This window comes from Streptomyces sp. NPDC046909, from assembly GCF_040644695.1.
Lineage (GTDB): Bacteria > Actinomycetota > Actinomycetes > Streptomycetales > Streptomycetaceae > Streptomyces.
In genome coordinates this window covers 281,948-302,820 of record NZ_JBEYXC010000011.1, presented here as the reverse complement: position 1 = coordinate 302,820, position 20,873 = coordinate 281,948, and the positions used below count along the sequence as shown (strand labels likewise).

General features: G+C 71.9%; 17 protein-coding genes. 8 read left to right on the top strand and 9 right to left on the bottom strand.

Translation table 11 applies throughout. From position 1 onward, the window contains the following. Positions 1 to 40 precede the first annotated feature (40 nt). Positions 41 to 988 carry a hypothetical protein gene (locus tag ABZ928_RS33610; RefSeq protein WP_361527279.1) on the top strand — a complete coding sequence of 316 codons (948 nt, stop codon included), beginning with the start codon at positions 41 to 43 and terminating at the stop codon, positions 986 to 988. Positions 989 to 1,018: 30 nt separating this feature from the next. Here ABZ928_RS33610 and ABZ928_RS33605 read toward each other — a convergent pair whose 3' ends face one another. The 5 genes from ABZ928_RS33605 to ABZ928_RS33585 all read right to left on the bottom strand — a co-directional run bounded on the left by ABZ928_RS33605 (position 1,019) and on the right by ABZ928_RS33585 (position 7,012). Then, positions 1,019 to 2,533, bottom strand: a complete 1,515-nt coding sequence (locus tag ABZ928_RS33605) for an NAD(P)/FAD-dependent oxidoreductase (RefSeq protein WP_361527277.1) — start codon at positions 2,531 to 2,533, stop codon at positions 1,019 to 1,021. Between the two features lie 48 nt (positions 2,534 to 2,581). After that, positions 2,582 to 3,199 carry a DUF4126 domain-containing protein gene (locus tag ABZ928_RS33600; protein ID WP_361527275.1) on the bottom strand — a complete coding sequence of 206 codons (618 nt, stop codon included), beginning with the start codon at positions 3,197 to 3,199 and terminating at the stop codon, positions 2,582 to 2,584. Between the two features lie 366 nt (positions 3,200 to 3,565). Beyond that, the gene (locus ABZ928_RS33595; RefSeq protein ID WP_361527273.1) at positions 3,566 to 4,186 is read right to left on the bottom strand and encodes a TetR/AcrR family transcriptional regulator; all 621 of its coding nucleotides are present in this window, start codon (positions 4,184 to 4,186) and stop codon (positions 3,566 to 3,568) included. Between the two features lie 44 nt (positions 4,187 to 4,230). Continuing rightward, entirely contained in the window at positions 4,231 to 6,315 is a 2,085-nt protein-coding gene (locus ABZ928_RS33590; protein WP_361527271.1) for a YhgE/Pip domain-containing protein, read from the bottom strand. Continuing rightward, positions 6,287 to 7,012 carry an ATP-binding cassette domain-containing protein gene (locus tag ABZ928_RS33585; RefSeq protein ID WP_361527269.1) on the bottom strand — a complete coding sequence of 242 codons (726 nt, stop codon included), beginning with the start codon at positions 7,010 to 7,012 and terminating at the stop codon, positions 6,287 to 6,289. Before ABZ928_RS33585 ends, ABZ928_RS33590 begins: the two co-directional genes overlap by 29 nt. Positions 7,013 to 7,194: 182 nt before the next feature. On the opposite strand from ABZ928_RS33585, the gene ABZ928_RS33580 reads away from it, so the two are divergent. The 3 genes from ABZ928_RS33580 to ABZ928_RS33570 all read left to right on the top strand — a co-directional run bounded on the left by ABZ928_RS33580 (position 7,195) and on the right by ABZ928_RS33570 (position 9,544). After that, a complete protein-coding gene (locus ABZ928_RS33580; RefSeq protein ID WP_361527267.1) occupies positions 7,195 to 7,764 on the top strand; it encodes an SAV_6107 family HEPN domain-containing protein in 570 nt (189 codons plus the stop codon). A 336-nt stretch (positions 7,765 to 8,100) separates the two neighbouring features. After that, complete coding sequence (locus tag ABZ928_RS33575) at positions 8,101 to 8,871, top strand: methyltransferase (protein ID WP_361527265.1); 771 nt, start codon at positions 8,101 to 8,103, stop codon at positions 8,869 to 8,871. Between the two features lie 277 nt (positions 8,872 to 9,148). Next, a complete protein-coding gene (locus ABZ928_RS33570) occupies positions 9,149 to 9,544 on the top strand; it encodes a DUF3040 domain-containing protein (RefSeq protein ID WP_361527263.1) in 396 nt (131 codons plus the stop codon). 230 nt (positions 9,545 to 9,774) lie between these two features. Here ABZ928_RS33570 and ABZ928_RS33565 read toward each other — a convergent pair whose 3' ends face one another. From ABZ928_RS33565 to ABZ928_RS33550, 4 genes are all read right to left on the bottom strand, one after another. Further along, the gene (locus ABZ928_RS33565) at positions 9,775 to 12,165 is read right to left on the bottom strand and encodes a DUF3488 and transglutaminase-like domain-containing protein (RefSeq protein WP_361527261.1); all 2,391 of its coding nucleotides are present in this window, start codon (positions 12,163 to 12,165) and stop codon (positions 9,775 to 9,777) included. Further along, positions 12,162 to 13,538, bottom strand: coding sequence for a DUF58 domain-containing protein (locus ABZ928_RS33560; RefSeq protein WP_361527259.1), 1,377 nt, complete (start codon positions 13,536 to 13,538; stop codon positions 12,162 to 12,164). The genes ABZ928_RS33565 and ABZ928_RS33560 overlap by 4 nt, the downstream gene beginning before the upstream one ends. Continuing rightward, positions 13,538 to 14,566, bottom strand: a complete 1,029-nt coding sequence (locus ABZ928_RS33555) for a MoxR family ATPase (RefSeq protein ID WP_361527257.1) — start codon at positions 14,564 to 14,566, stop codon at positions 13,538 to 13,540. Before ABZ928_RS33555 ends, ABZ928_RS33560 begins: the two co-directional genes overlap by 1 nt. Positions 14,567 to 14,805: 239 nt before the next feature. Continuing rightward, the gene (locus tag ABZ928_RS33550; RefSeq protein ID WP_361527255.1) at positions 14,806 to 15,357 is read right to left on the bottom strand and encodes a carbonic anhydrase; all 552 of its coding nucleotides are present in this window, start codon (positions 15,355 to 15,357) and stop codon (positions 14,806 to 14,808) included. A 355-nt stretch (positions 15,358 to 15,712) separates the two neighbouring features. On the opposite strand from ABZ928_RS33550, the gene rsmH reads away from it, so the two are divergent. The 4 genes from rsmH to ABZ928_RS33530 all read left to right on the top strand — a co-directional run bounded on the left by rsmH (position 15,713) and on the right by ABZ928_RS33530 (position 20,870). Beyond that, entirely contained in the window at positions 15,713 to 16,669 is a 957-nt protein-coding gene (gene rsmH, locus ABZ928_RS33545; protein WP_361527253.1) for a 16S rRNA (cytosine(1402)-N(4))-methyltransferase RsmH, read from the top strand. Between the two features lie 9 nt (positions 16,670 to 16,678). Beyond that, entirely contained in the window at positions 16,679 to 17,206 is a 528-nt protein-coding gene (locus tag ABZ928_RS33540; protein WP_361527251.1) for a septum formation initiator family protein, read from the top strand. Positions 17,207 to 17,211: 5 nt separating this feature from the next. Beyond that, positions 17,212 to 19,176: a penicillin-binding protein 2 gene (locus ABZ928_RS33535; RefSeq protein WP_361527249.1), complete on the top strand. Its 1,965-nt coding sequence runs from the start codon at positions 17,212 to 17,214 to the stop codon at positions 19,174 to 19,176. 173 nt (positions 19,177 to 19,349) lie between these two features. Then, complete coding sequence (locus ABZ928_RS33530; RefSeq protein ID WP_361527403.1) at positions 19,350 to 20,870, top strand: UDP-N-acetylmuramoyl-L-alanyl-D-glutamate--2,6-diaminopimelate ligase; 1,521 nt, start codon at positions 19,350 to 19,352, stop codon at positions 20,868 to 20,870. The last annotated feature ends 3 nt before the right edge of the window (positions 20,871 to 20,873 follow it).

The following is a 20,873-nucleotide window of genomic DNA, read 5'->3' as shown; positions in this document are numbered from 1 at the left end:
TACGACACACTGCGTAGCGGTCACTGGGAGAGGGGCGTACATGGGCTGGACGGTCCTCTACATCGCGTTCGGAATCGTCGCGCTGTGGTTGCTCGGCGAGGTGCTGCTGCAGTACAAGGCGCGCCTGCGCTGGCGTCTGCTCGCCTTCGCCGGGTTCCTGGGCGTCGTACTCGGTGTCCTCATGCCCTCGGTGATCGTCATCGGGCTGGGCGCCGCGGCCTTCGCGGTCGGCCAGACCTACGTCACCCTCTCCTTCCGCCGCGGCTTCGCCGAGGGCTGGGCGGTCAACCCGCCGGCCGCCCTCGAGGGCATCACCGGCGGCAAGCGCCCCGGCCGCCGGGACCGCGGCCGCGAGGAGCCGAGCCTGGAGGTCTCCGACCTCGAAGCGGCCGACGCCGGTTACGGCGACGAGGGCGACTACGCCCAGCCGGCCCCGGCCGCCTACGCGCAGGACGACTACGACCGCGACGACGTCTTCACCCCCTCCCGCCCCACCGCCGCCGAGTCCACCGCGGTCTACGAGCCGCAGCCCATGCCCGACGACACCGGCTCCTACGGCATATACGGCGACGGCACCTACGCGGGCCAGGGGCAGGGCCAGCCCCAGGACCAGTACGCGACGGCCGCCCAGGGCGCGGACCAGAACTACGGCTACGACGGCTACACCGGCTACGACCAGCAGCAGTACGGCTACGACATGGCCGGACAGCAGCAGTACGCCGCCTACTCCGACCCGTACATCGGCACCCAGACCTACGGCGGCTACGACACCTCCTACGGCGGCCAGCAGCAGTACGGCCAGCAGGCCTACGGCACGGACCAGTACGGCAACCCCACCTACGGCGGCGAGACCCCGGCCGGCGGCGTCTGGGTCCCCCAGCAGCGCACCGACGAGACATACGGCGGCGAACTCCCGCCGGAGCAGCAGTACCCCTACCAGGGCAACGGCCAGCAGGGGAACGGCTACGACGAGCAGTACCGCTTCTGAGGCTCTTCGGCGGTCACTGAGGTACGGCGGTCATTGCGACCCCCGGAACTCCTGCCCCTCCACGATCAGCCCGGCGACCAGCGCGCCCGACATGCCCGCGTGCGGGAGGCCGCCGCCGGGGTGGGACCAGCCGCCGACCCGGTAGAGCCCCGGGAGCGCGGTGGTGTTGGACGGCCGCAGGAAACGGCCGCCGCCCGCGGCGAGCGCGGGTGGCTGGAGGCCGCCGAACATGGAGTTCGTCTCCTCGTCGGTGTCGTCGTCGTCCCGCGTCTCGCGCCACAGCACGCGTTCGCGCAGGCCCGGTACGGCGGCCTCGGCACGTTCGACGAGGAGATCCGCGAAGCGCGCTCCGAGGACGCCGTCCTCGTCCCACTCGACACCCGGCGGCAGTACGGCGGACACGACCACGGCCTCGTGCTCGGCGTCGGGACGCAGCGCGGGGTCGTCCGGCCGCAGGACGGTCACCGTGAGCTGCGGGGGCTCCTCGGTGATGCCGCTGACGAAGTCCAACTCGGCCGTGCGGTCCGGGGCGTGGACGACCGTGCGGTGCGCGGCACCGGGCTCACGGGGCCCGCGCAGCGCCAGCAGCACGCGGAAGCGTCCGGGCCGGAAGCTGTCCAGGGCGTCCGGCCGCACATCGCGCTCGCCGTACAACGGGTGTTCCGTGATGCGGTCCAGGTCGTCCGGCTCCACGCCCGCCACCACATGGTCCGCGTCGTGGATCGTGCCGCCGCGCAGCTCCACGCCCGCCGCCCGGCCGTCCTTCTCCCGCACTCTGACGACATCGGCACCGAAGTGGAACTCGACCCGGCGCGCCACGCACCGCTCGTACACCGCGCGCGCCAACTCCCGGATGCCGCCCCGCACATACCAGGTGCCGAAGGCGTGCTCCATGTACGGCAGGACCGCGGCGCTCGCCGGAGCCTTCCGCGGGTCCAGGCCGTACGCGAGGGCGTGGCTCTCCAGGAGCGCGACGAGCCTCGGGTCGCGCAGCTCCCAGGCGCCGACCTCGGCCAGTGTGCGGGCCCGGCGGGTGCGCAGCAGCTTCTTGTGGGGGACCGACGGATAGGGCTCGCGGTCGGCCAGCACCGACCAGTTGGGCCACAGGGGTTCCTCCAGGAGCGGCCTGCGGGTGCGGTCCCAGGCCTCCCGGGCCCGGACCAGGAAGTCGCCCCAGCGGTCGCCCGCCCCCGCGCCGAGCGCCTCGTCCAGCGCCGAGACGACGCCCGCGCGGGAGGCGTTCGGCAGCGAGACCTCCGTGCCGTCCGCGAAGACGTGCCACGACGACGGGTCGACCTGGACCAGCTCGACGACGTCCTCCAGCGGTTCCCTGCCGGTCTTGACGAACAGATCGCGGTAGACCGCGGGCAGCGTGAGCAGCCCCGGCCCGGTGTCGAAGGCGAAGCCGTCGCGCTCGAAGCGGCGTACCCCACCGCCGTACGTCTCCGTACGCTCGTACACCGCCACCCGGTGGCCCGCGACGGCCAGCCGGGCAGCGGCCGCCATCGCGCCCATCCCGGCGCCGATCACCGCAATCCGTGCCATGCCTGCGACTTTATCGGCCGCCACTGACAGCCTTGGTGACAGGTGGGGTCACCAGCCGGGCGGCGCCCCTGTCCGGCCCGCGAGCCGTTTCTCCTCCCGGCGTTGGGCCCGGCGGCGCAGGAACCGGCGGATCCGGGAGATCAGGAAGACGAGTATCACCAGCCCGCCGACCAGCAGCACGGCCGCGATGATCGCCGCCGCCTGCGGGTTGAAGATCGCGAAGGTGACGATCCCGCCCACCCCGAGATCCTCGGCCAGGCTCACGATCACGTTGCTGAACGGCTCCGGCGAGGTGTTGACCGCCATCCGCGTCCCGGCCTTGACGGCATGGCTGGCCAGCGCCGTCGAACCGCCGACGAGACCCGCGGCCACGTCGTTGAGCGAGCCGCTCTGCCCGGCGAGCACGGCGCCGACCCAGGCGCCCGCGGCCGGGCGGATCACGGTGTGGACCGAGTCCCACGCCGAGTCGACGTACGGGATCTTGTCCGCGACCGCCTCGCACAGGAACAGCACGCCCGCTGTGACGAGGACCTCAGGGCGCTGGAGCGTCTCGGGGACGTCGTCGCTCACCCCGGTCGCGCCGAAGACGCCGAGGAGCAGTACGACGGCGTACGCGTTGATTCCGCTGGCCCAGCCGCTGGTGAAGACGAGAGGGAGTACCGACACGGACGCGATCGTAACCACTGGGCAACGGAGCGTCCTGGGCCTGAGTGCGTACTCCTGAGTATCCGTACCTAGTGGGTGAGATGAGTACGCGCGCGGATGGGGGCCGACCTGCGCGAACGAGAGAGTGGAGCCACGGAGAAGGGGAACGGCTCCGGAACCGGCGACACGGGGCGCCGGAATCGGAGCCGCCCCGGATCCGCTCCTTCCGCCGGCGGAAGTCGGCGGGAGCGAGGCACGGGGGACCCGGGGGAACGACCGAACGGGGGTCCAACGGGGGACACGGGGGAAAACGGGGGAGCACGAGAAGGCGCCGGTTCGAGGTGGCCCGCGGGGGACGCGGCCACAGCGGACCGGCGCTTTCGTGTTCTACGCGCGCGTACCGCTCACCCGGCCCTGCAACAGCCGCGACAGCGCCGAGTGGACGTCGTCCAGCGTCCGTTCCGGCTGGAACGCCTTCCAGTCCAGGGCGGCCACCAGCACCATGCCGACCAGGGCGGACGCGGTCAGCGAGACATCGATCGCCTCATGGAACTCGCCGCCCTCGATGCCCTCCCGCAGCACGCCCTCGACGACCGCCACCGCCTGCTGACGGACCACCATGAGCGTGGACTGCCAGGCCCGGTTGGTGCGCCACAGCTCGGCCACGTACAGCTGGGTGAAGGCCGGGTACTTGTCGATGAAGACGAGCCCCGCGCGGATCATCGCGTCCAGGGCGTCCGTCTTGCTGCCGCCCTCCGCCTTGGTCCGCTCCGCCGCCTCCCGCAGCGAGGCGGTCAGCAGGCCCACACCGTGCCGCAGCAGCTCCTCGAAGAGGACGGACTTGCTCGCGAAGTTGTAGTAGACCGTGCCCTTCGCCACCCCGGCCCGCTCGGCGATCTCGTCGACCGTGGTGGCGGAGAAGCCCTGCTCTGCGATGAGCGTGACGGCCGCCTCGTAGAGCTTCTGCCGGGTGGCCTCGCGGCGCGTGCTGCCGCTGCTGCTTTCCATGGTCCCGATTCTCACAGCAACCGGGGACCCGTCGGTCGTCGAGGTCACAGGCTCAGCTCCGGGTGCAGCCGGTCGAGCGTCCACACCTGGCGGCGGCGGGCCGAGACCGCCGTCAGCGCGAGCGCGCCCGCGGTGAACGCGACGAGCACCACGCACGCGTGCCACACCGGACCGAGCCCGCCGCCCGTGATGAGCCGGCGCAGCGCCTCGACGACGTAGCTCATCGGCAGGAACGGGTGGAGCGCGTTGAAGAAGGCCGGGCTGGTCTGCACGGGGTAGGTGCCGCCCGCGGACGTCAACTGGAGCATCAGGAAGGCGAGGACGAGGATCCGGCCCGCCGCCCCGAAGCGGGCGTTCAGCCACTGCACGATCGCCGCGAAGCACGCCGTGACGAGGAACAGGAAGCCCACCGTGCCGGCCGCCCGCACCATCTGGAGTCCGATCGCCCAGTGCAGCACCGACATCAGGGCCACCGTCTGGAGCACCCCGACCGCCACCACCGGCAGCCAGCCCGCCAGCGCGATCCGCCACGCGGGGGCGCCCGCGGCGAGCGCGCGCCGGTTCATCGGCGCCATCAGCATGTACGCCACCATGGCGCCCACCCACAGGGACAGCGGGATGAAGTACGGGGCGAAACCGGTGCCGTAGTTGGGCGCCTTGTGCAGGTCCTCGGAGACGAGCTGGACCGGGTCGGCCATGACGCCGGTGCGCTGGTCGCGGTCGGCCTTGTCGTAGTCGGGGATCTGGCCGGCGCCGTCGTGCAGTCCGTCGGAGAGCTTCCCGGAGCCGTCGACGAGCTTGTACATGCCGCCGTTGAGATCCTCGGCGCCCGTCCTGAGCTTGCCGACCCCCTCGTCCAGGTCTCCGGCGCCGGTCTTGGCCGTGCCGAGCCCCGTGTGCAGCTTCTCGGCGCCCGCGGCGACCTTGCCCGCGCCCTCGTTGAGCTCGTTGATCTTGGAGACGGCGTCACCGAGGTCCTCGGAGAGGTGCGGCGCCCGGTCGGCGAGCGCCTGGGCCTGCTTCTGAAGGGTCGCCAGGTTCTTGTCGAGCTTCTTCAGATCGCCGTCCTGGTCACCGACGAGGGTGTTGATGTCGTCCGCGATGGTCGCCACGTCGGCGGCCGCGTCCTTCGCCTTCTTCAGGTCCGAACAGGCCACGTCGGGCAGTACGGGGTTCTCGCAGCGCGCCTTGTAGACGTCGTCCAGCGTGTCGGACGCCGTACGCGCGCCTTCGGCGGCGACCGGTGCCGTCTTCACCAGGGTCCCCAGGTGCTTGCGGATCGCCTTGCTGGAGTCGGCGACGAGCTGGGCGGTGTCACCGATCGTCTTCTCGTGGTCCGCGAGGAACGGACCGACCTTGTCCGCGACGCCGTTGACCTTGTCGGCGAGCGTCTGCGTACCCTCGGCGACCTGCTGCGAGCCGTCCTCCAGGTCGCCCGCGCCCTTGTCGAGCTTCTTGAGCCCCTTGGCGAGCTTTCCGCTGCCGCTCTTGGCGTCCTTCAGCCCGTCGGCGAGATCCTTCGACCCTTTCTCGGCCTTCCCGATGCCGCCCTCCAGCTGGTCGGCGCCCTTGGCCGCCTTCACCGTCGCGCCGTGGATGTCGGAGAACGAGATGAAGATCCGGTCCAGGAAGGACCGCGACGCCTTCGTGGACGCGGCCTGGCGCACCTCACTGAAGACCGTGCGCGAGATCTGCCCGACGATGTAGTTGTTCGCGTCGTTGGTCCTGACCTGGAGCGCGCCCGTCTCGGGGGAGTCGCCCGCGCTGGACGCGATCCGCGCGCTGAAGTCGGCGGGCACGGTCAGCGACAGGTAGTACGTGCCGTCCTCCACGCCCACGCGCGCGTCGGCGGCGCTCACCTCGTGCCACTCGAAGACGTCGCTGTCCCGCAGCCCCTCGGTGATGCTGTCGCCCGCCGCGAGCTTCTTCCCGTCGGCGGTCGCGCCCTTGTCGTCGTTCACGAGAGCCACCGGGATGCGGTCGAGACGGCCGTACGGGTCCCAGAACGACCACAGATACAGCGCGCCGTACAGCAGGGGCAGCACCAGCAGCGCGACCAGAGCGGCGCGCGGCAGCTTCCCCCGCCCGAAGCGCCGCAGCTCAAGCGCGGCCAGTCGCGGCGAGCGCATCGGCGTCCTCCTTCTCCTGGGTGGACACCTTCACGGCGTCCTCGGGGGCCTCGCTGCACACCGCCACGACCGTGGTCCCGGCCTCGGCGATCGACCTCAACAGCGCCCAGACCTCGGCCCGTTCGGCGTCCGACAGCTTCAGATCGGTGTCGTCGACGCCGAGCAGCTCCGGACGCCCGATGAGCGCGAGCGCGATGGACAGCCGCAGCGCCTCCACCCGCTCCAGATCGCGTACGGCGGTCCGCGAGCCCTTGGGCAGGGCCTCCCGGTCGAGACCGGCGGCGGTCAGGGCGGTGTCGATCCGCAGCTTCGCCTCCTCGGCCCGCTCGGCCCGCGGCCGCAGCAGCGCGCGCAGGGAGTCCCCGAACCGGCGCTGGAGCAGGGCCCGTTCCCGCAGGTGCTCCCCGACGGTGAGGGCCGGGTCGAGATCGGTGACACCGGCGACATGGGCCAGGGCGCTCACCCGCCGCACCGCCGACAGCTGCTTCGGCAGCCGCGCCCCGCCCACGGCCGCCGTCCCCTCGGTGGCCCTCATCCGCCCGGTGAGCGCGAGCAGCAGACACGTACGGCCGGACCCCGACGGTCCCTCGACCGCGATCAGCGACCCGGGTCCGGCGTCGACGGTGACCCCGCGGAACGCCCACCCCCGTGGCCCCTTGAGCCCGAAGCCCTCGGCTGTGACGGCGACTCCGCCCACAGCCCACCCCCTGAGTGTTGAAGCGAGTTTTTGAACTGACTGGTCAGTGCAAAAACTAACCCGAACCTTCGATCGAAGCAAAAGTGCAGGTCAGAACGGATTGTCAGTGCCATACCTCACGATGGGCACATACGGCATCCCGTATCGGGACGTGCCGTCACACAGACGACAGGAGGTTCGTCATGGCCAGCTATCACGCAGCAGCCGCCCGCCGGCGCCGCGCCACCGGCCCTGCCCCCTCACTGACCGGACCGGCGAGCGATGTACACCCCGTGCTCCGCCGGACCACGGCCCCGCCCGCCGCCCTCGATCTGCTCGCCCAGGCCCGCTCCGGTCTCGACGAGGCCGCCGTCCTGGAGACCCCCAACGAGCGCTATGCGACGGCCCATCTGGCCGCCCTGCGTACCGCCGCCGCCGTGCTCGCCGCGCGCGGCCGCCCCGAGCCCTCGCCCCGACGCCGGGCCAAGATCCGGAGCGCCTGGGAAGTGCTCCCCGAGATAGCGCCCGAGCTCGCCGAGTGGAGCGCGCTCTTCGCCGCCGGCGCCCGCCGCCGCGCTCGCGCCGAGGCCGGCATCCAGGGCGCGGCCAGCCGCCGGGACGCCGACGACCTCATCCGTGACGTGGCGATGTTCCTGCGTCTCGTCGAGCGCATGCTGGTCCTCCAGCCGGTCCTGCCCCAGCCCCGCCAGGACCAGGACCGCCCGGACCCCGACGGCCACGGAGAGGAGCGGGACATGCCAGACGCGGGGTGAGGGCTTTGGCGGGGCGGCGAGGCTTGGGGCACTGGGGGACACCAGGGACGCCAGGGGCGCCGGGCGGTCGCCCGGGCGCGGACGCCGGTCACCTGAAGACCCGCCCCTGCTCGAAGGCTCGGTTCCCTGGAGGCTCGCTCGTGCTCGGCCTCCGGACTCCTCGAAGTCCGCCGTATGAGACGTGCCGCCGGGCAGCCTGGCGTGATGGCCGGGTGAGGTGTCCGAGGCAATAGGGTGGAGGGCGCCTGAAGCCTTGCCCGCCGGTACCTCGGAGGGGCGGGCAGCCCGTTCGCTCCGCCGCGCAAGAGGCGGTGCCGCGCCGAGGAGTCAACTGCCGTGTCGGACCCCCTGCGACCCCGCGCCTCCCTCCGTACCGCCGTGGTCTGGGAAGTACTCCAGGAGGCCCTCGAACGGCGGGTCAAGGCCACCGGCCGGGACACCCTGGACGTCCTCGACACCGGAGGCGGCAGCGGCAACTTCGCCGTGCCCGTCGCCCGTCTCGGCCACCGTGTCACCGTCGTCGACCCCAGCCCCAACGCGCTGTTCGCCCTGGAGCGCCGCGCCGCCGAGGCCGGTGTCGCCGACCGGGTGCAGGGCGTCCAGGGCGATGCCCACGGTCTCTTCGACGTGGTCGAGCGCGGCGCCTACGACGCCGTGCTGTGCCACGGCGTCCTGGAGTACGTCGACGACCCGGCCGAGGGCATCCGCAACGTGGTGGCCGCGCTGCGCTCCGAGGGCGTCCTCAGCCTGCTCGCCGCAGGGCTCGGCGGTGCCGTGCTCGCGCGCGCCCTCGCGGGCCACTTCAAGGAGGCCAAGCAGGCCCTGGAGGACCCGAACGGCCGCTGGGGCGCGGGTGACCCCGTGCCCCGCCGTTTCTCCGCCGACCAGCTCACCGGACTGGTCGAGGGCGCGGGCCTGGAAGTCGGCGCCGTGCACGGCGTTCGGGTCTTCGCCGACCTGGTGCCCGGCGTGCTCGTCGACACCGAGCCCGGCGCCCTGGAGGCCCTGCTCAAGCTGGAGGAGGCGGCGGCCGCGCTCCCCGCCTTCCACTCCGTGGCCACGCAGCTTCACGTGCTCGGCGAGACGCGGGGGACCGGCGAGGCCTGAGCCGCCTCCCCTGGTGCGGCGCTGATCAGGGACTTGGGTGCAGATGGAGTACGCCACAGGCCCCCCGATCGGGCGCCCAGCGCCGTATGATCGAGGGAGACCGTCCGGCATGACGGGTCGGCCGCTGGGGAATGCAAGATCTAGCGGGCCGGGACGTTCATGGCGGAATCCCGGTTGGCCAATTGGCGTAGAGGGGCGGGTTTCACGGGGGCGATTCCCTGCCTATCCTGAAGGGACCCCCTAGTCGCCCCGGCGACTGCACGATGAGGAGGACTCCGTGCCGCTCTCGGAGCACGAGCAGCGAATGCTCGAGCAAATGGAGCGAGCGCTGTACGCCGAAGATCCCAAGTTCGCGACAGCGCTTGAGGGAAGCGGGCTGCGCACGTACACCCGGCGACGGGTCTACCAGGCGGTCGCGGGCTTCCTCGTGGGTATCGCGCTCCTCATGGCCGGTATGGTCGCCAAGCAGGTGTGGCTCAGTGTGGTGGGCTTCCTCGTCATGCTGGGCTGTGCGGTACTCGCCGTGACCGGCTGGCGCAAGGCTCCCAAGCCGGGCGAGCAGCCCGCGGCCGGTGCCCCGCACGCCCGTCGCCAGGCCAGGCAGAAGCGCTCCCTGATGGACCGCATCGAGCAGCGCTGGCAGAAGCGCCGCGATGAGCAGGGCGGGCACTAGCCCGATCAGCAGCTGATGCGGAGGGGGTGACCGCCGACCGGGCGGTCACCCCCTCACGCACGCCCGCGCCACGAGGACGTACGGCCGTATCGCGACGACATACGGCCGCGTCACGAGCGTGGGCTGTCACCCCGACACAACGCACAACGGCTGAGGCCCTGATCCGCTCGCACGGATCAGGGCCTCAGCCGTTCGTTGCCTCCCCGGACCTCCCCGGGCCTCCCGGGGCCTCAGCCCTCCTGGCCGGACGGCTTGCGCAGCGTCGGCCGGGCGGCCGCCGCGCGCCTCTTCGCGCCGCTCCACCACTCCGAGGCCGCCCACACCACACGCATGGTGGAACGCGGGGCGAGGACCGCCCGCAGCCGCGTGCGCCGGGTGACCGGACCGGCGAGACCGGAGACCACCCGCCGTACGTCCTCCGCGAGCCCCGCCGTCGGGCGCGGCCGCGGCGCGTACAGGACCTGCTCCACGGCGTCCGCGACCCGGTGCACCGCGGCCGCGGCCGTCGGATCGAGATGGCCCAGTCTGACGATCCGGGCCGCCGCCTTGCGCGGGGTCTGGGACTCGTCCGGCAGGATCCCGAAGTCCCAGGCCGTATCGGTCAGTTCCAGCCAGACCGCCAGGGTGTGCGGCACCACGTCCGCGTCACCGCGGCCGTGCGCCCCCAGCCGTACCGCCCGGGTGCGCAGCCGCCACAGCATCGGTGCCAGCGGGATCGCCAGCGCGGCCAGCCCGCCGAGGACCCACGCCAGGACGACGTACCAGTTCGGACCGTCGTCGTCCTTGACCGGTGCGGCCGCGGCGGACTCGCTCGGGCACGCCTCCAGCTTCTTCTGCTCCGCCGTGCAGCTCTCGCTCGCCGAGGGAGCCGTGGACGGGGCGGTGCTCGCCGCCGACGACGGACGGCCGACGTCAGGGAGCGTGGTGCTCGGGCTGTCCGTCTGGGTGTACTCGGGGAGCGTGCCCCGGGTCGGGGTCGGCTCGAAGCGGGTCCAGCCCACGCCCTCGAAGTACAGCTCGGGCCAGGCGTGCGCGTCCCGCAGCCCCACCGACACCGTGCCGTCGGCCTCCGGCGTACCGGGCGCGAAGCCCACCGCGACCCGGGCCGGGATGCCCAGGCTGCGGGCCATCGCCGCCATCGCGAAGGAGAAGTGGACGCAGAAGCCCTGCTTGTTCTTCAGGAACCGGGCGATCGCCTCGGAGCCGCTGCCGACGTCGACCGAGGTGTCGTACTGGAAGCCGCCGGTCAGGGAGAAGTACTCCTGGAGCTTGACCGCCTGCTCGTAGTGGTTCGCGGAACCCTCGGTGACCTCGCGGGCCGTCTTGCTCACGATGGCCGGCAGCGACTTCGGCAGCTCGGTGTAGTCGCGGTAGTCGCGCAGCGATGTCGGCGTGGCCGGCGCCGTGGCCAGCTGCTGCGCCGTCGGCTGCACGACGAGGCTCTTGACCTCGTACGTCGCCCCGCCGGTGTTCTCGCCGTGGTCGCCGACGAGGGTCATGCCGACGGGTTCGTAGCGCCAGTCCCCGTCGATCGACACACCGCTGGGCGGGTACGGCATCGGCAGCCAGTCCTGCCGGTAGTTCCTGTCGGACGCGATCCTGGTCGTGATCTCGGTGCGCCGGATGTCGGGGCCGAGGCCGACCGGTGAGGGGAGTTCGTCCGGCACCTTGAAGATGTCACGCTTGGACGGCTTCCAGGTCCTGCCGTCGAAGTCGTCCAGCGACACGATCCGCAGATAGAGGCTCGACTGGTCCTCGGGCTCGGTGCGCAGCGACAGGACCTGCCGGTCGTTGTCGGTGTTGAGGTTGTCGCGCAGCGAGACCAGCGGGTTCACCGCGGAGATCGTGCCCCCGCTGCCACTGCCGCTTCCCACGCCCGTCCCCGCGCCGTCCAGGAGGCCGCCGTCCATCGCGGGCAGGGCCACCGGCACCACCAGGGCGAGACCCAGCGCGACCGCGCCGATGCGCCGCCCGGTGCGGACCGGGGCCACCACACCGCTCTCCCCGCCCGGGGTGCGCGGCGCCCCGCCGAACACGCGGCCCCACTGGGACAGTCGGTCACGGCCCTCGGACAGGAGCAGCATCAGATAGCCGGCCGCCGCGACCACGAACCACAGCCAGTCGGCACCGCCGTCGGAGAGTCCCGCGGCGACGGAGTACAGCGCGAGCAGCGGCAGCCCGGCCGGAGCCGCGCTGCGGAAGGTCACCGCGAGGGTGTCCACCGCGAGGCCGATGATCAGCACCCCGCCGATGATCATCAGCCGGATGCCGTCGGACTCCAGCGGCGCCGGGATCGCGTACCGCGCGATGTCGTCGCCGCCCTGCTGGAGCAGATCGGCGAACCGCTGGAAGGCCTCCGGGCCCGGGACCAGCCCGGCGACCGCCTGCTCCCGGGTGAAGAGCAGGGTCAGCATCATCAGTGTGACCAGGGCCTGCGCGGCCACCGTCAGCGGCCGGGCCAGGGGGACCCGCCGGGTCGCCGCGCCCACCAGTGACTGGATGCCGAGGAGGAAGGCCGCCTGGAGGATCCAGGTGGCCGGTTCGACCAGGGGCAGCAGGGCGCAGGACGCCATCAGGGTGGCCGCCCAGGCGCCCAGCGCCAGTCGTGCCCGCCCGCTCATGCCGGTGCCCCCTCACTGCCGACGCCGTTCGTCGCGCCGATGCCGGTGCGCTCGCGGTCCGCCTGGCGCCACAGCTCGGTCAAGGAGGTGCCCCGCGGCACGCTCAGCGCCGTCCAGCCCGCCTCGCGCAGCATCCGCAACCGCTCCTCGGTCCTGTTCAACGGCCGTGCCACGTCGGCGGGTTCCCGCACCCAGCCGTCACTGTCCAGCAGGAAGGCGACCGCGCCCCCGCTGCGCTGACGCATCTTGGCGGCCACCGCGGCCTGTTCCTCGTCGAGGTCCCCGAAGAAGGCGACCAGCAGCCCCTCGTTGCCCCCACGCAGCACGTCGTACGCCCGGGACAGGCCGGTGCCGTCGGAGTGGTCGATCACCGCGAGGGTGTCCATCATCAGCCCGGCCGCGTCCGCCGTCTCCTGACTGGCGCCCGCGAACCCGTCCGCGCCCTCGCCGGGCACCGAGCTGCCGGTGTCCGTCAGCAGCCGCACGGAGAAGCCCCGTTCGAGCATGTGGACCAGCGCGGACGCCGTGCCCGACACCGCCCACTCGAAGGCCGAGTCGGGGCCAGCGCCCCGGAAGGCGAGACCCCGGGTGTCGAGGAGCACCGTGCAGCGGGCGCGCTGCGGCTGCTCCTCGCGGCGCACCATCAGTTCGCCGTAGCGCGCGGTGGAACGCCAGTGCACCCGGCGCAGATCGTCGCCGTAGCGGTACCCGCGCGGGATGACGTCGTCCTCGCCGGCCAGCGCGAGCGAGCGCTGCCGTCCGTCGCCGTAGCCCTTGGCCTCACCGCTGAACCGCACCGGCGGCAGCGGCTCCACGCGCGGGATCACCGTGAGGGTGTCGTACGAGGAGAAGGACCGGGTCAGTTCGCACATGCCGAACGGGTCGGTCAGGCGGAGCTGGAGCGGGCCCAGCGGGTAGCGGCCGCGCAGGTCGGAGCGGACCCGGTAGGACACCTCGCGGCGGCCGCCCGCCTCGACCCGGTCCAGGACGAAGCGGGGGCGCGGGCCGAGGACGTACGGGACCCGGTCCTGGAGCATCAGCAGACCGGTGGGCAGGCGCGAGACGTTGTCCATGCGGAGATGGACGCGGGCCTCGCTGCCGGCGGGCACGCGCGCGGGGGCGAGCCGGCGGCTGCCGGCGACCCGGTAGCGGGTGCGGTAGAGCACGGTCGCGCAGACCAGCGGCAGCACCGCGAGAAGCAGGCCGACCCGGAGCAGATCGCTCTGCCCCAGGACGTACGCGCAGATGGCGGCGGCGATGCCGGCGGCCAGGAACGAGCGGCCGCGGGTGGTCAGACCGGCCAGCGCGGTGCGCATCCCGCCCTTGTCGCCCCGGTCGGCCTCCGCGTGGCCCGGCCCGGCGGCGGTGGTCATCACAGCCTCCGCGGCGGCTGCTGGCCGTACGCCTGCGTGCCGTGGCCCAGGCCGATGCCGCCCTGCTGCTGCGGTACCGGGGTGCGCTGGAGGATCTCCTGCACGACCTGCTCCGCGGTGCGCCGGTTGAGCTGGGCCTGGGCGGTGGGCAGCAGCCGGTGGGCCAGGACGGCCACGGCGAGCGCCTGGATGTCGTCCGGCAGCGCGTAGTCCCGGCCGCTGAGGGCGGCGGACGCCTTCGCCGCGCGCAGCAGGTGCAGCGTCGCGCGCGGGGAGGCGCCGAGTCTCAGGTCGGGGTGGTTGCGGGTGGCCGCGACCAGGTCGACCGCGTACCGCCGCACCGCGTCGGCGACGTGGACCCCGCGGACGGCGTCGACGAGCTTCACGATGTCGTGCGCGTGCGCCACCGGCTGAAGGTCGTCCAGGGGGCTCACCCCGCCGTGGATGTCGAGCATCTGGAGCTCGGCCTCCGCGCTGGGGTAGCCGATGGAGACCCGGGCCATGAAGCGGTCGCGCTGGGCCTCGGGCAGCGGGTAGGTGCCCTCCATCTCGACCGGGTTCTGCGTGGCCACCACCATGAACGGGCTCGGCAGCTCGTACGTCTGCCCGTCGATGGTGACCTGGCGCTCCTCCATGGACTCCAGGAGCGCGGACTGCGTCTTCGGCGAGGCGCGGTTGATCTCGTCGCCGATCACGATCTGCGCGAAGATCGCGCCCGGCTTGAACTCGAAGTCCCGGCGCTGCTGGTCCCAGATGGACACACCCGTGATGTCCGAGGGCAGCAGGTCGGGCGTGAACTGGATACGCCGCACCGAGCAGTCGATGGACCGCGCCAGTGCCTTGGCCAGCATGGTCTTGCCCACGCCCGGCACATCCTCGATCAGAAGATGCCCCTCGGCGAGCAGTACGGTCAGCGAAAGCCGTACGACCTCGGGCTTGCCCTCGATCACACCCTCCACCGAACTGCGGACTCGCTCCACAGTGGCAGTCAGATCAGTGAGGCTCGCTCGATCGTCATAGGTCGTCACCCGGCCCTCCTCGGCCCGTTCTTTCTCCGGGCCGACGCTCTGCGTTGCGGACCGGCCCACCCCGAATCACGGACACCACGCGGAAATAGTTCCGCGTGACGTCCATCCCCGCATTCTTGCTGCCGTTACCGATTCGTGTCACTCGCCTGTGGACAACTGCCAGCGATATGTCGGGGCTTGCGACCTTTTGAGTACCCCGGAACCGGAAATCAACAGCGGAAAGACAGCTTCGGAGGCGGTCAGGAGGGGTCGATCTCGCGCAGCAGACCCGTCTTCACGTCGAACACGAAACCGCGTACGTCATCGGTGTGCAGCAGGAACGGGTTGGTGCGCACCCGCTGCATGGACTGCCGTACGTCCTGGTCGACGTCCCGGAAGGACTCCACGGCCCAGGCCGGGCGCTGGCCGACCTCCATCTCCAGGTCGTGCCGGAACTCCTCGGTCAGGGTCTCCAGGCCGCAGCCGGTGTGGTGGATGAGGACGATGCTGCGGGTGCCGAGCGCCCGCTGGCTGATGGTGAGCGAGCGGATCACGTCGTCGGTGACCACACCGCCCGCGTTGCGGATGGTGTGGCAGTCGCCGAGCTCCAGGCCGAGCGCGGCGTGCAGGTCGAGACGGGCGTCCATGCAGGCCACGATGGCCACGTGCAGGACGGGACGGGCGTCCATGCCGGGGTCGGTGAAGGCGGCGGCGTACCGTTCGTTCGCCTCGACGAGGCGAGTGGTGACCGTGTCGGTGTCACCAGGTATGGCGCCTTCGGTTGCGGTGGCGGCGGATGCAGAAGTCGTCATATCCACGACGGTACTGGTCACAGCCGTTCCGGTCCTGTCGTGAGATGGGAAAAAGAGCGTCATCACGTCCTCTGTGTGAGGTAACCCACAGGAGGGACCCGGTACCTCCGAGCGGGTGATTTCCCGTCGCCGTCGCTTCGCCCCGGAGCCGGGCCGCGACGCGCAGGCCGGTTGATTGACCGCGAGTCACCGTGGACTAAAGTGACGCGAAGCGGGAGGCGAGGTCTCCCTGCTGGACTGAATTCCCCAGGAGACACCGGCGCAGTCACCGGATCTCCGGCGCCGGCGGGCCTTTCCTTCACGAGCGGGCGGGGACCCGGCGGTGCGTATCACCCGCCGGATCTGAGAGGGCCCCTTGAGCAACAGTCGACATGTCCCGGTGATGCTCCAGCGGTGCCTGGACATGTTGGCCCCCGCCCTCCAGGCCCCCGGCGCGGTCGTCGTCGACTGCACCCTCGGACTCGGCGGCCACAGCGAGGCCCTCCTCCAGCAGTTCCCCGAGGCCCGGCTCGTCGCCCTCGACCGCGACAAGGAGGCCCTGCGCCTCTCCGGCGAGCGCCTCGCGCCCTACGGGGAGCGCGCCACCCTCGTCCACGCGGTGTACGACGAGCTCCCCGAGGTCCTCGAAAGGCTCGGCACGCCACGCGTGCAGGGCGTCCTCTTCGACCTCGGCGTCTCCTCCATGCAGCTCGACGAGGCCGACCGCGGCTTCGCCTACGCCCAGGACGCCCCGCTCGACATGCGCATGGACCAGACGACCGGCATCAGCGCCGCCGAGGTCCTCAACACCTACCCGCCCGGCGAACTCGTCCGGATCCTCAGGGCGTACGGCGAGGAGAAGCAGGCCAAGCGGATCGTGGGCGCGATCGTGCGCGAACGAGACAAGGAGCCGTTCTCCAACAGCGCCCGGCTCGTCGAACTGATCCGCGACTCCCTGCCGCAGGCCGCCAAGCGCACCGGCGGCAACCCGGCCAAGCGCACCTTCCAGGCGCTGCGCATCGAGGTCAACGGTGAACTGTCCGTCCTGGAACGGGCGATCCCGGCCGCCGTGAAGGCCCTCGACGTCGGAGGGCGGATCGCGGTCCTGTCGTACCACTCGCTGGAGGACCGGCTGGTCAAGCAGGTCTTCGCGGCCGGCGCCGCCAACACCGCGCCCCCCGGACTGCCGGTGATCCCCGAGCAGTACCAGCCGCGGCTCAAGCTGCTCACGCGCGGTGCCGAACTTCCCACGGAGGAAGAGGTCGCCGAGAACCGCCGGGCGGCGCCCGCGCGGCTGCGCGGAGCCGAGCGGATCAGGGCGGACATCGAGTGAGGAGCGTGAGTGAGCAGTAAACCCGAACTGAAGGGCCGGGCCGCTCGGCTGGCGCGGCTCTTCCCCACCACGGGGAGCCGGACCCAGGCCGCCCGCACCCCGTTCGTCCTGCTCGTCGTCCTGCTCCTCGGCGGCGGTCTCATCGGGCTCCTCGTGCTGAACTCCGCGCTCTCCGAAGGGTCGTTCAGACTCGACGACCTCCAGAAGGAGACCAAGAGCCTCACCGACCAGGAACAGGCCCTCCAGCGGGACATCGACGCCTACTCCGCCCCCGACGCCCTCCAGCGCCGGGCCCGCGAACTCGGCATGGTCCCCGGCGGCGACCCCGCCTTCCTCGACCCTGACGGCACCGTCAAGGGCGTCCCCGGTGCCGCGGCCGAGCAGTCCTCGGCCCAGGTCGTCAGGCCGCCCGAGGTGCTCGCGCCGCTGGTCGTCACCTCCGCGTCCCCGTCCTCCCCGTCGCCGTCCCCGACGCCGACGGCCCCCACCCCCTCCATCCCCTCCACCGTCCCGTCCTCCCCGACCCCCGGCAGGTGACGGAAGTGTCCGACAGGGAACCGCCGCGCCGCCGTGTGCCAGGACCCGCCAGGCCCGCCCCCGACGCCCGACGGCGCCCCGCGGGCCCCGGAGCCCGCCCGGCCCGCCGTCCGGCGGCGCCCCGCCCCGCGGCCGCGCGCCCGACGGGCCCGCGCCTGATCCGGCTCGGCAGCCCCCGGCCCCGGCTCCGCATGGTCAGCCTCGCCCTGACCCTCGTACTGATCGCCTTCGTCGTACGACTCCTCCAGGTCCAGGCCGTCGACGCGAGCACCTACGCCGCCAAGGCCCAGCAGAACCGGTACGTCGGCTACACCCTGGCCGCCGAGCGCGGCCAGATCACCGACCGCGCGGGGGTGGCCCTCGCGACCAGCGTGGACGCGTACGACATCACGGCCGACCCCACGCTGTTCAGCGCGAAGCAGCTCAAGATCTCCGACGGGCCCGAGCAGGCGGCCGCGCTGCTCGCCCCGATCCTCGGCCAGGACCAGGCCGGGCTCACCGAGAAGCTGCGGACCAAGGGGCAGTACGTCAAGCTCGCGGGCCGGCAGACACCGCAGGTCTGGAAGCAGATCAAGGACCTCAAGAGCGCGCTGGCCACCAAGGCCGAGGACGACGGCACCACCGTCAACGTCCTCGCCGGTGTCTTCGCCGTCGCCACCAGCAAGCGGGTGTATCCCAACGACGACCTCGCCGCCGGGATACTGGGCTGGGTCAACGCCGACGGCAAGGGCGGCGGCGGGGTCGAGCAGCAGCTGAACACGCTGCTGGCCGGCAAGGACGGCAAGATCCGCTACGCCCAGTCCGGCGGCCGTCAGGTCCCGACCGCGGGCTCCACGGAGACCCCCGCGGTGGCCGGCAGCGACGTCGAGCTCACCATCGACCGCGACATCCAGTGGGCCGCGCAGAACGCCATCACCGAGCAGGTGGACAAGTCCAAGGCGGACCGCGGGTACGTGATAGTGCAGGACACCCGGACCGGCGAGATCCTCGCCATGGCCAACTCGCCCGGCTTCGACCCGGGCGACCTCTCCCAGGCCGACCCGAGCACCCTGCACAACTGGGCCCTTGAGGACGCCTACGAGCCCGGCTCCACCGCCAAGGTCATGTCGATGGCCGCCGTGCTGGAGGAGAACGTCGCGACGCCGCTGACGCACGTCGTGGTCCCCAACCGGCTGCACCGCGGCGACCGGCTCTTCAAGGACGACATCGACCACGAGACGTGGAACCTCACGCTCAACGGCGTGCTCGCCAAGTCCAGCAACATCGGCACCATCCTGGCCACCGGCCAGCTCGGCAAGACCCAGTCCGAGTCCAACCGGATCCTCTACTCCTACCTGCGCAAGTTCGGCCTCGGCAGCTACAGCGGCCTCGGCTTCCCCGGTGAGACCCGGGGCATCCTCGCGGCGCCGGAGGACTGGTCGACCTCGCAGCAGTACACGATTCCTTTCGGCCAGGGCGTCTCCCTCAACGCGATGCAGGCCGCGTCGGTCTACTCGACGATCGCCAACGGCGGCGTACGCGTCGAACCCACGCTCGTGCGCGGCACCCAGGGACCCGACGGACGCTTCACGCCCGCCGCGAAGCCCAAGAAGTCAAGGGTGATCAGCGAGAAGACGGCGAAGGCCCTCGCCCAGATGCTGGAGTCGGTCGTGGACGACCAGGAGGGCACCGGCACCAAGGCACGCATCCCCGGCTACCGGGTCGCGGGCAAGACGGGTACGGCCAACCGCGTGGATCCGGCCACCGGCAAGTACCGCGGCTACACCTCGTCGTTCGCCGGGTTCGCCCCCGCCGACCAGCCCCGCATCACTGTGTACTGCGCCATCCAGAACGCCACCAAGGGCAGTTACTTCGGCGGCCAGATCTGCGGACCCGTCTACAAGCAGGTCATGGAGTTCGCCCTGAAGACCCTCCAGGTCCCGCCGACCGGAACCAAGTCCGCCAGTCTGCCCGTCACCTTCACACCCTGACCGCACGCTCCGGCACGGAACCACCCAGGAACCAGCTCGTGACAACGATCACTCCCGATTCCGGGAACCAGGGCGCGCCCGTGCCCTCACTTCGCTCCGACCGGGGTGTGCCCGGTACGCTCACCGCCGTGCCACACGCTGATCAGTCCCAAACCACCCAGAAGGGCCATCCCGTGACATATCCGGGGCCGCCCCGGCCGGTTCAGGTCTCCGCCACACCCCTCGCGGAGCTCGCCGGCCAACTGGGTGTCACCGGGCCCGAGAACGCCGTATCGGTCACGGGCATCACCCATGACTCACGCGCGGTCCGCCCCGGCGACCTGTACGCCGCCCTCCCCGGCGCCCGTCTGCACGGCGCCGACTTCGTCACCCAGGCCGCCGGTCTCGGCGCGGCCGCCGTGCTGACCGACCCGACCGGCGCCGAGCGCGCCGCGGCGACCGGACTGCCGGTCCTGGTGGTCGACGACCCGCGCGCGCGGATGGGCGAACTGGCGGCCACGATCTACGGCCACCCCGGCCGCGATCTGCTCCAGATCGGCATCACCGGCACCTCAGGCAAGACCACCACCGCCTATCTGGTGGAGGGCGGTCTGAAGGCCGTCCGCAGCACCGGGCTCATCGGCACCGTCGAGATGCGGATCGGCGACGAGCGCATCAAGTCCGAGCGCACCACCCCCGAAGCCACCGACCTCCAGGCGCTGTTCGCGGTCATGCGCGAACGCGGTGTCGAGGCGGTCGCCATGGAGGTCTCCAGCCACGCGCTGGTCCTCGGCCGGGTCGACGGCACGGTCTTCGACATCGCCGTCTTCAACAACCTGAGCCCGGAACACATGGAGTTCCACTCCGACATGGAGGACTACTTCCAGGCGAAGGCCCAGCTGTTCTCCGCGAAACGCAGCAGACTCGGCATCGTCAACCACGACGACGAGTACGGCCGGCGGCTGGTCAAGGAGGCCGGCGTCCCGGTCCTCACCTTCTCCGCCGAGGGCCACCCCGACGCCGACTGGCGCGCCGAGGACGTCCAGGTCGGCCCGATGGACTCGACGTTCACCGTCGTCGGCCCCAAGGGCGAGCGGATCGCCGCGAAGTCGCCGATCGCCGGGCCCTTCAACGTCGCCAACTCCCTCGCCGCGATCGTCGCCCTCGCCGCCGCCGGGCTCGACCCGCAGACCGCCGCCGACGGCGTCGCCGCGGTGCCGGGTGTGCCGGGGCGCCTGGAGCGCGTGGACGCCGGGCAGCCGTACCTGGCGGTCGTGGACTACGCCCACAAGACCGACGCCGTCGAGTCCGTCCTCAAGGCGCTCCGCAAGGTCACCGAGGGCAAGCTGCACATCGTGCTCGGCTGCGGAGGGGACCGCGACAGGACCAAGCGGGCCCCGATGGGCGCCGCCGCGGCCCGGCTCGCCGACACCGCCGTACTGACCTCCGACAACCCCCGCTCCGAGGACCCCCTCGCGATCCTCGCAACCATGCTCGAAGGCGCGGCGTCCGTGCCAGTACACGAACGCGGCGAGGTCCAGGTCTTCGAGGACCGGGCCGCCGCGATCGCCGCCGCCGTCGCCCGAGCACGGCCCGGGGACACCGTGCTGGTCGCGGGCAAGGGCCATGAGCAGGGCCAGGACATCGCCGGGGTGGTCCGTCCCTTCGACGACCGCCAGGTGCTTCGAGAAGCCATCCAGAAGACCCAGGGATGAACT